Genomic DNA, 7,585 nt, shown 5'->3' on the forward strand with positions numbered 1-7,585 from the left:
GGCTGACCCCGCCCTCGTCCTCTCGAGCACGTACGACGCCGGATCCGGGAGGGCGGCGTCCCTCGACGCGTTGGCAGGCCCGGCCTGGCTGCATCGGCGACCCGCAGGCCACCGACGAAGCGCTGGATCACTGCCTGCGTCGGCGAACCGGAGGCCACCGGCGGAGCGCGGATCACTGCCTGCGTCGGCCTTGGCTCGGGCGTGCGCCCGCGACCGATCCGCATCGGCACACCCGTCGGCGGCGCCGCCGGGCCGCCCGGCGCCGGCCGGCGGCCCGGACCGCTCGCGGCGCGTTCGGCGAGCGCTCGCCGGATCATCCGACCTTCTGGCCGCCCGGCCGCCCGGCCGCCCGGCCGCCCGGCCGACGGCGCACTCGGCGGTGATCGGGTCGGCCCGGGTTCGGCCCCGTCGCGCGGCTCGTTGGGCCGATTCCCGTCCGGATCACCGGTTCGTCGCGAGCTGCGCGATCCACCCGGCCATCCGCGCGGCCACCTCGGCTCGCACCCGGCCGTCAGGTCGTCGCACGGTCTCGCCGCATCCGCGGAGGTGCGTGATCCAGGTCACCCCGAGCCGCGGGAATCACTGAACCTTGCACAACGTAGTAAGGGGTGTAACGTTGTAATCAACAACGTCGAGAACGAAGGAGGAAGGTCCCATGAGAGGGAACTTCGCAGCATGGGCCGACGGCGAGACGCCGGACGGCCAGGAAGAGCGTGGCGGCGGCCACGGACACGGTCGCGGCCGGGGCGGTCGTGGCGGCCCGGGTGGACCCGGCGGTCGCGGACGCGGCCCCGGCGGTCCGGGCTTCGGTCCGGGTCGGGGCATGGGTCCGCGCGGTCGCGGCCGCGGCGGATACCCCGAGGCGCCCGACGCCTCGGACGCCCCCGGCTGGTTCGCCGGCCGGCTGCCGAGCGACTGGTTCGTCGGCGCCCCGGACGTCCGGATCGACCGGGACGAGATCATCGTGGTCGGTCAGCTCCCGGACCTGACCGAGGAATTCGCCGACGACGCGGCCCGGGCGGCCGCCGAGGCGGGTCGGATCTCCCGGTTCCGGGAGCAGACCCGCGAGCAGCGGATCGAGATCGCCCGGCAGGCCCAGCACCGGTACGGCCGGGACATCTCCTGGGGCGCCCGGCTGGGTGACACCGAGGATCTGTTCACCACCCTGTCCAGCCCGGTCATGACCAGGCTCCGGCAGCCGGAGCGTCAGGTGCTCGACACGCTGGTCGATGCCGGCGTCGCCCGGAGCCGCTCCGACGCGCTGGCCTGGGCGGTTCGACTGGTCGGGGAGAACGCGGACAACTGGCTCGGCGACCTGCGCCGGGCGATGCAGGAGGTCAACCGCCTCCGCGAATCCGGCCCCGACCTGGGCTGACGGCATCTGCGCCGCAACGCCGACGTCCGCGCGGTCGGTCCCGCGCGGACGATCGAGCCCCGAATGGGACTGATGTGACAGGAGTCGACGGCATCGGCCGCGCCGGGCCAGATGATCCGCGCGGTCAGCTGACGCGGAACAGGACCAGCCAGATCGCCACGCAGTGGCAGAGGGCGGCCAGCGAGACGCAGGCGTGGAAGTACTCGTGATAGCCGAACGTCGCCGGCCAGGTGTTGGGCCGGCGGGTCGCGTAGAAGATCGCGCCGAGCGAGTAGAGCAGGCCGCCGGCCAGCAGGAGCACCAGCACCGCGACCCCGCCGTTGGCCAGCAGGTCGGGCAGGACGAACACCGCCACCCAGCCAAGGGCCAGGTAGAACGGCACGCCGACCCAGGCGGGCGCGTGCGGCCAGAACATCTTCAGGGCGACCCCGCCGGCCGCGCCGATCCAGACGGTGGTCAGGACCACGGTGCTGGTCGGCGGGTGCAGCGCCAGCACGGTCATCGGGGTGTAGGTGCCGGCGATGAACACGAAGATCATGGAATGGTCGGCCCGCCGCATCCAGGTCCGGGTGCGCGGCGACTTCCAGGTGTGCCGGTGGTAGGTCGCGCTGACCGTGAACATGCCGATCAGGGTGAGCGCGTACACCGAGCAGGCCAGGGCCGGTCCGGCTCCGGCGAACACGCCGGCGAGCGGGATCAGGGCCAGGCTCATCGCGGTGGCGATGACGGCGGAGTAGACGTGGATCCAGCCCCGGGCCCTCGGCTTGACGGCGGCCGGGGCGGCGGCCGGCGCGGTCGTACTCATGCCTCCATCCTGGCCGAACGGCCGGCCGGGGGCCACGCCGAGCGGCGTGATCCTTCCCCCGGAACCGGTGCCACCGGCGACGCAACCCCGTGCGGCGCGGTCGTCCGCGGTCCGGTCCCTCGGTCGGACTACATTCACACCTCGTGAGGTTGCCCCCGCTGGTCTACCGCCTGTACGAACGGCGGCTGACCCGGAACCTGGTGGGCGCGCCCATCCCGCACCACGTCGGCGTCATGCTCGACGGGAATCGCCGGTGGGCCCGCAAGGCCGGGTTCTCCAATCCCACCGAGGGTCACCGGGCGGGCGCCGCGCACATCGTGGACCTGCTCGAATGGTGCCAGGAGACCGGCATCGGCATGGTCACCCTGTGGCTGCTGTCGACCGACAACCTCCGCCGGCACGACGACGAACTCCAACCCCTGCTCGAGATCATCACCGACGTCGTGGACGACCTGGCCGCGCCGGACCGCCCGTGGAAGCTGCGCATCGTCGGTGCCCTCGACCTGCTCCCGGAGCCGATGACCACCCGGCTGCGGGCGGCCGAGATGCGCACCGAGCAGCGGGACGGGATGCAGGTCAACATCGCGGTCGGGTACGGCGGCCGGCAGGAGATCGTCGACGCGGTCAAGTCGATGCTGGAGGCCGGCATCGAGCAGGGCCACGGCATCCAGGAGGTCATCGACTCGCTGGACGTCGAGACCGTCGGGGAGCATCTCTACACCTCGGGCCAGCCCGACCCGGACCTGGTGATCCGGACCTCGGGGGAGCAGCGGCTGTCCGGATTCCTGCTCTGGCAGAGCGCGCACTCGGAGTTCTGGTTCTGCGAGGCCTACTGGCCCGATTTCCGGCGGGTCGACTTCCTCCGCGCCCTGCGCGACTACGCCGCCCGGCACCGCCGCTTCGGGGAGTAGCCGACCGCCCCGATCGCCCTCACCAGCGGTGCTCGGCCAGCCCCAGGTCGCCGACGGTCCCGTCGAGGGTGCGGGCCCGCGCGGCCGGCACCAGCTCGCTGGTCACCAGGCCCCGTTCGGAGGTCAGCTCGTCGATCACCGGGAAGACGGCGGCGATCCGGTCCGGGGTGTCCACGACCACCGTGAGGGTGGGCACCCGCCGGCCCACCTGGAACGGCCGGTCGCCGTGCGGGGGAGTGTCGCCGTGGAACCCCCAGACCCCCCGCAGCGTCGTGGACCCGGCGGCGCCGGACCGGCGCAGCCAGCGGGTCAGCTGCCGGTGGATGGGCCGGCCCTGGTAGGTCGCGTCCTCCGAGGTCAGCACCATGATCTTCTGGAAGAGGGCACGGCCCCGATGGTCGGCGACGGGCAGCACGGGCACCGGGTCGATCGTGCGGCCGTCGCGTTTGGCCACCCGCAACCGTTCCAGCGTGAGCAGCGGGCGGGTGAGCAGCCGGTCCAACTCGGGCAGGACCTCGGCGATCCGATCCCCGCGGCCCACGGCCAGGATCATCACCGGCACCGCCGTGTTCCGGCCGAAGAACCGCGCCCGGGCCCGCTCGCCGCGGACCGTGCCGTCGACGCCGAGCAGCACGGTCGCGCCGTCCAGCCCGCGCCGGTGCAGCAGATCGCAGACGGCGACGAACGCCGGCACCCGGCCGACCCGCTCGTGGCGGCCGAGGTAGACGGTCAGCCGCACCGCCTCGGCGGGGTCGGTGCCCGGCCCGGCCGGCGCCCCGCCGTCGGTCAGCAGCCGGGCCCGTTCGACCGTGATCAGGCCGATGGCCGGCAGTGCGGCGACCTCGTCGAGGACGGCCTCCACCCGGGCCCGGCGGTCGACCGCGACCGCAACCGCCGGCAAGTCCTCGGACAGCGTGAGCGAGGCGTCGGTGCGCAGGCCGTGCTTGAGGCCGAACCCCTCGACGCCGCGCATCATGATGCTGGTGGCCAGTTCGCCCCGGCCGAACACGTCCAGCAGGCGGTCGGCGACGAACCCGTCCGGCGTGCGGTGCCGCTCACCGAAGTAGCAGGTCAGTTTGAGGCTCTCGGCGTCCGCCGGCGGCCCGGCCGGGGTCGCGGGCGGGGTCTCGGGCGGGGTCTCGGGTGGGGGAGGCGCGGGGATGCTCACGGTGCCGTCCTCCCGGGGGAACGCCCCGGCGCGGGCGCTCCGGCCGGGGCGCCCCCGGCGGCCGGCCGGGTCGCCGGGCCGCTCCGGTTCACAGGGCCGCTCCCACGGCCTGGCCGGCGGCGGCGGCCGCGACCCCCAGGACCAGACTCAGCCCGATGTTCAGCGCGGCCTTGCGCACCTGCCGTTCCTCGGTCAGCCGTTGCGATTCCAGCATCCAGGTGGAGAACGTGGTGTAGGAGCCGACCGCGGCGGTGCCGGCCAGCAGGGCGGCGTCCGCGGGCAGCGCCAGTCCGGTCAACAGGCCGAGGACGACCGCCCCGCTGATGTTGACGACCATCGTGCCGTAGGGGAAGGCCCGCCCGGTCCGCGCGGACACCATGCCGTCGACCAGGAACCGCAGCACCGACCCGGCGCCGCCGATGAGCACCACCCCGGTCCAGACCAGCGCCGTCATCCGCCGACCCGCACCCGGACCCGGCGGACGGCCGCGGTGGTCAGGTGGATGCCGGCGTAACCGACCACCACACTGGCCACGGTGTAGCCCAGGGCCAGCACGAAGGCGCCGGCCTCGAGCATCCTGAGGATCTCCACCTGCATCGTCGAGAACGTGGACAGCCCCCCGCACACCCCGGTGCCCAGCAGCGGCCGGCGGTAGCTGGACAGCGGCAGCCGTTCCTGCAGGCGGGTGACCACGTACCCGAGCAGCACGACGGCCGCGGCGTTGGCGATGAAGGTGGCCCACGGCCACTGCGTCGGCGCATGCGGGAACGCCTGGGACAGGCCGGCGCGGGCCAGCGTGCCGACGGCCCCGCCCACGAAGATGGCGCCCAGCTCGCGCCCGTCCAACCGGGGCAGCCAGCGGACCGGACGGGGTGCGGCGGCCAGGGCCGCGCTGACGGCGGTGGCCTCGGGGGGCCCGGAACCGGTCCCGTCCGGCGCCGGGCGGGTGGCCGGGCCGGGGGAGAGCTCGTCCGGCGGCGGGGCGGCAGGGGTCATGCGCAGCCTCCTCCGACGGGGCGGACACCGGTCCGCGCGGTACATGATGCACCCGCGACCCGGGGCCCGGTGATCGGCACCCACCCCGCGCCGCCGACCCCGCCGCGGGGCCTACGGTGGACGACCATGGGCCAGACCAGCGAACGCGACGACGATCACGGGGCGGGGCCCGGCGACCAGACGGTCACCGAGTACCTGCGGCTGGGGCTGCGGTTCGGTCGGGTGGTGGACGGCTTCGTCGACGCGTTCACCGGCGACGAGCAGCTGCGCCGGCAGGTCGACGCCGAGCCCGCGCCGGATCCGCTCGAGCTGTCCGCGCAGGCCGCCGAGCTGTCCCGGCGGGTGCCGGACGCGGGGCTGGGTGCCGCCCGGACCGACTACCTCACCGCCCACCTGGACGCGCTCACCGTGGCCGGCCGCCGGCTGGCCGGCGAGCCGATGTCGTTCATCGACGAGGTCCGCAGCTACTTCCAGGTCGACATCGACCTGGTCGACACCGATGTGTACGCCGCCGCGCACGACGAGATCGCCGCCCTGCTGGGCGGCTCCGGCCCGCTGCGGGACCGGCTGCGCGCCGCCCGGGAGGCCGAGGCCTGCCCGCCCGAGCTGGTCGAGACCGCCGTCCGGACGGTCGCCGCGGCCCTGCGGGAGCGGGTGGCCGGCCCCACCGGGATCGCCGCGCTGCCCGAGCACATCGACTTCGAGATCGCCCGCGACGTCGCCTGGAGCGGCTTCAACTACTACCTCGGCGGATTCCGGTCCCGGGTCGCGGTCAACGCCGACGTCGGGCACCGGATGAGCCAGTTCGGTGTGCTGGTCGCCCACGAGTGCTACCCGGGCCACCACACCGAGCATTGCCGCAAGGAGGACCTGCTGGTCGACCGGGGCGGTGAACGGGAGCACCAGATCTTCCTGGTCAACACCCCGCAGTGCGTGATGGCCGAGGGTCTGGGCGATCTGGCGCTGACCGCGGCGGTCGGGCCGGGCTGGGGGCGCTGGCTGGCCGAGGTGCTGGACGGGATCGGTCCGGCGTTCGACCCGGAGCTGGTCGAGGCGCTGGAGGTCGCGTCCCGGCCGCTGAACACGGTCCGGCAGAACGCGGCGATCCTGCTGCACGACCGCGGCGCCGACCCCGAGGAGATCGTCGCCTACCAGCAGCGCTGGGGGCTGGCCGACGAGAAGCAGGCCCGGCAGCGGCTGCGGTTCCTCACCGACCCGCTCTGGCGGGCCTACACCTCCACCTACGTCGAGGGGGACCGGCTGCTCCGGCCGTGGCTGGCCGCCCGCCCGGCCGGCCAGTCCGCCCTCGACCGGTTCAGCCGGCTGCTGGACGAACCGCTGACGCCCCGCGTCGTGCAGCGCGAACTGGCCGACCACACGGATCGGGTGACATGACGGCCGACATGGCCGCGGGCCCGCGTGACCTGCCCCCTCACGCGCCGCTCACATGGGATTCTTCGGGCCGTCGGGTTCGGATGCGCTGAACTGGAGCCGCCGGGCCACGCTTCGCCCGGCGCGGGACGAGGGGAAACGGGACACATGAGTGGTTCGGCCAGGCTTCTGGTGGTCGATGACGAGCCGTCGCTGCAGGACATCGTGGCGACCTCGATGCGGTTCCTGGGCTATCAGGTCGCGGTCGCCGGCACCGGCCGGGAGGCGGTGCGGATCGCCACCGACACCCACCCGGACCTGATCATCCTGGACGTCATGCTGCCCGACTTCGACGGTCTGGAGGTGATGAAGCGGGTGCGGGCCGCCGGCGTCGAGTCCGGCGTCGTCTTCCTCTCCGCCCGGGACACCCCGGCCGACAAGATCGCCGGTCTGACCGCCGGCGGCGACGACTACGTCACCAAGCCGTTCGGCCTGGAGGAGCTGGCCGCCCGGGTCGCCGCGGTGCTGCGGCGGATCAAGCCCGACCCGTCCGACGACGGCGTCCTGCGCGTCGCCGACCTCGAGCTGGATCCGGAGACCTACCAGGTCACCCGGGCCGGGGCGCCGATCGAACTGGCCCCGACCGAGTACAAGCTGCTGCGGCACCTGATGGTCAACGCGAACGTGGTGCTGTCCCGCCAGCAACTGCTCGATGCCGTCTGGGGCACGGACTTCTACGGCGACGACTCGGTCGTCGCCACCTACATCTCCTACCTGCGGCGCAAGGTCGACGCGACCGGCGAGCCGCTGATCCACACCCACCGCGGCTTCGGCTACGTGCTGCGCGGCCCGCGGACCTGACCGCGACGGCCGGGATGGACTCGACACTGCCCCCACCGACCCCGCCGGCGGCGGGGGCGGCGGCCGTCCTGGCGGCCGGCCCCGATGTGGTTGCGGAC

General features: G+C 74.0%; 8 protein-coding genes. 4 read left to right on the forward strand and 4 right to left on the reverse strand.

Going from position 1 to position 7,585, the window contains the following annotated elements:
• Positions 1–823 precede the first annotated feature (823 nt).
• On the forward strand, positions 824–1,375 hold the full coding sequence (locus ACOJUF_RS12900) for a hypothetical protein (RefSeq protein ID WP_420122246.1): 552 nt from the start codon (positions 824–826) through the stop codon (positions 1,373–1,375).
• A 124-nt stretch (positions 1,376–1,499) separates the two neighbouring features.
• Here the strand turns inward: ACOJUF_RS12900 and trhA are convergent, their stop codons facing one another.
• On the reverse strand, positions 1,500–2,180 hold the full coding sequence (trhA, locus tag ACOJUF_RS12905; protein WP_420122247.1) for a PAQR family membrane homeostasis protein TrhA: 681 nt from the start codon (positions 2,178–2,180) through the stop codon (positions 1,500–1,502).
• A gap of 149 nt (positions 2,181–2,329) precedes the next feature.
• Between trhA and ACOJUF_RS12910 the strand changes: the two genes are divergently transcribed.
• On the forward strand, positions 2,330–3,091 hold the full coding sequence (locus tag ACOJUF_RS12910) for an isoprenyl transferase (RefSeq protein ID WP_420122251.1): 762 nt from the start codon (positions 2,330–2,332) through the stop codon (positions 3,089–3,091).
• Positions 3,092–3,110: 19 nt separating this feature from the next.
• Here the strand turns inward: ACOJUF_RS12910 and ACOJUF_RS12915 are convergent, their stop codons facing one another.
• The 3 genes from ACOJUF_RS12915 to crcB (ACOJUF_RS12925) form a co-directional block, all read right to left on the reverse strand.
• Positions 3,111–4,166: a DUF190 domain-containing protein gene (locus ACOJUF_RS12915; RefSeq protein WP_420122252.1), complete on the reverse strand. Its 1,056-nt coding sequence runs from the start codon at positions 4,164–4,166 to the stop codon at positions 3,111–3,113.
• A 181-nt stretch (positions 4,167–4,347) separates the two neighbouring features.
• Complete coding sequence (gene crcB, locus ACOJUF_RS12920; RefSeq protein ID WP_420122248.1) at positions 4,348–4,713, reverse strand: fluoride efflux transporter CrcB; 366 nt, start codon at positions 4,711–4,713, stop codon at positions 4,348–4,350.
• Positions 4,710–5,114, reverse strand: a complete 405-nt coding sequence (gene crcB / locus ACOJUF_RS12925) for a fluoride efflux transporter CrcB (RefSeq protein ID WP_420122253.1) — start codon at positions 5,112–5,114, stop codon at positions 4,710–4,712. Before crcB (ACOJUF_RS12925) ends, crcB (ACOJUF_RS12920) begins: the two co-directional genes overlap by 4 nt.
• 267 nt (positions 5,115–5,381) lie before the next feature.
• Between crcB (ACOJUF_RS12925) and ACOJUF_RS12930 the strand changes: the two genes are divergently transcribed.
• On the forward strand, positions 5,382–6,650 hold the full coding sequence (locus tag ACOJUF_RS12930) for a DUF885 domain-containing protein (RefSeq protein ID WP_420122249.1): 1,269 nt from the start codon (positions 5,382–5,384) through the stop codon (positions 6,648–6,650).
• Positions 6,651–6,794: 144 nt separating this feature from the next.
• Positions 6,795–7,487, forward strand: a complete 693-nt coding sequence (locus ACOJUF_RS12935; RefSeq protein ID WP_420122250.1) for a response regulator transcription factor — start codon at positions 6,795–6,797, stop codon at positions 7,485–7,487.
• Positions 7,488–7,585: the final 98 nt, after the last annotated feature.

Source organism: Nakamurella sp., assembly GCF_048594475.1.
In the GTDB taxonomy this organism is placed as follows: domain Bacteria; phylum Actinomycetota; class Actinomycetes; order Mycobacteriales; family Nakamurellaceae; genus Nakamurella.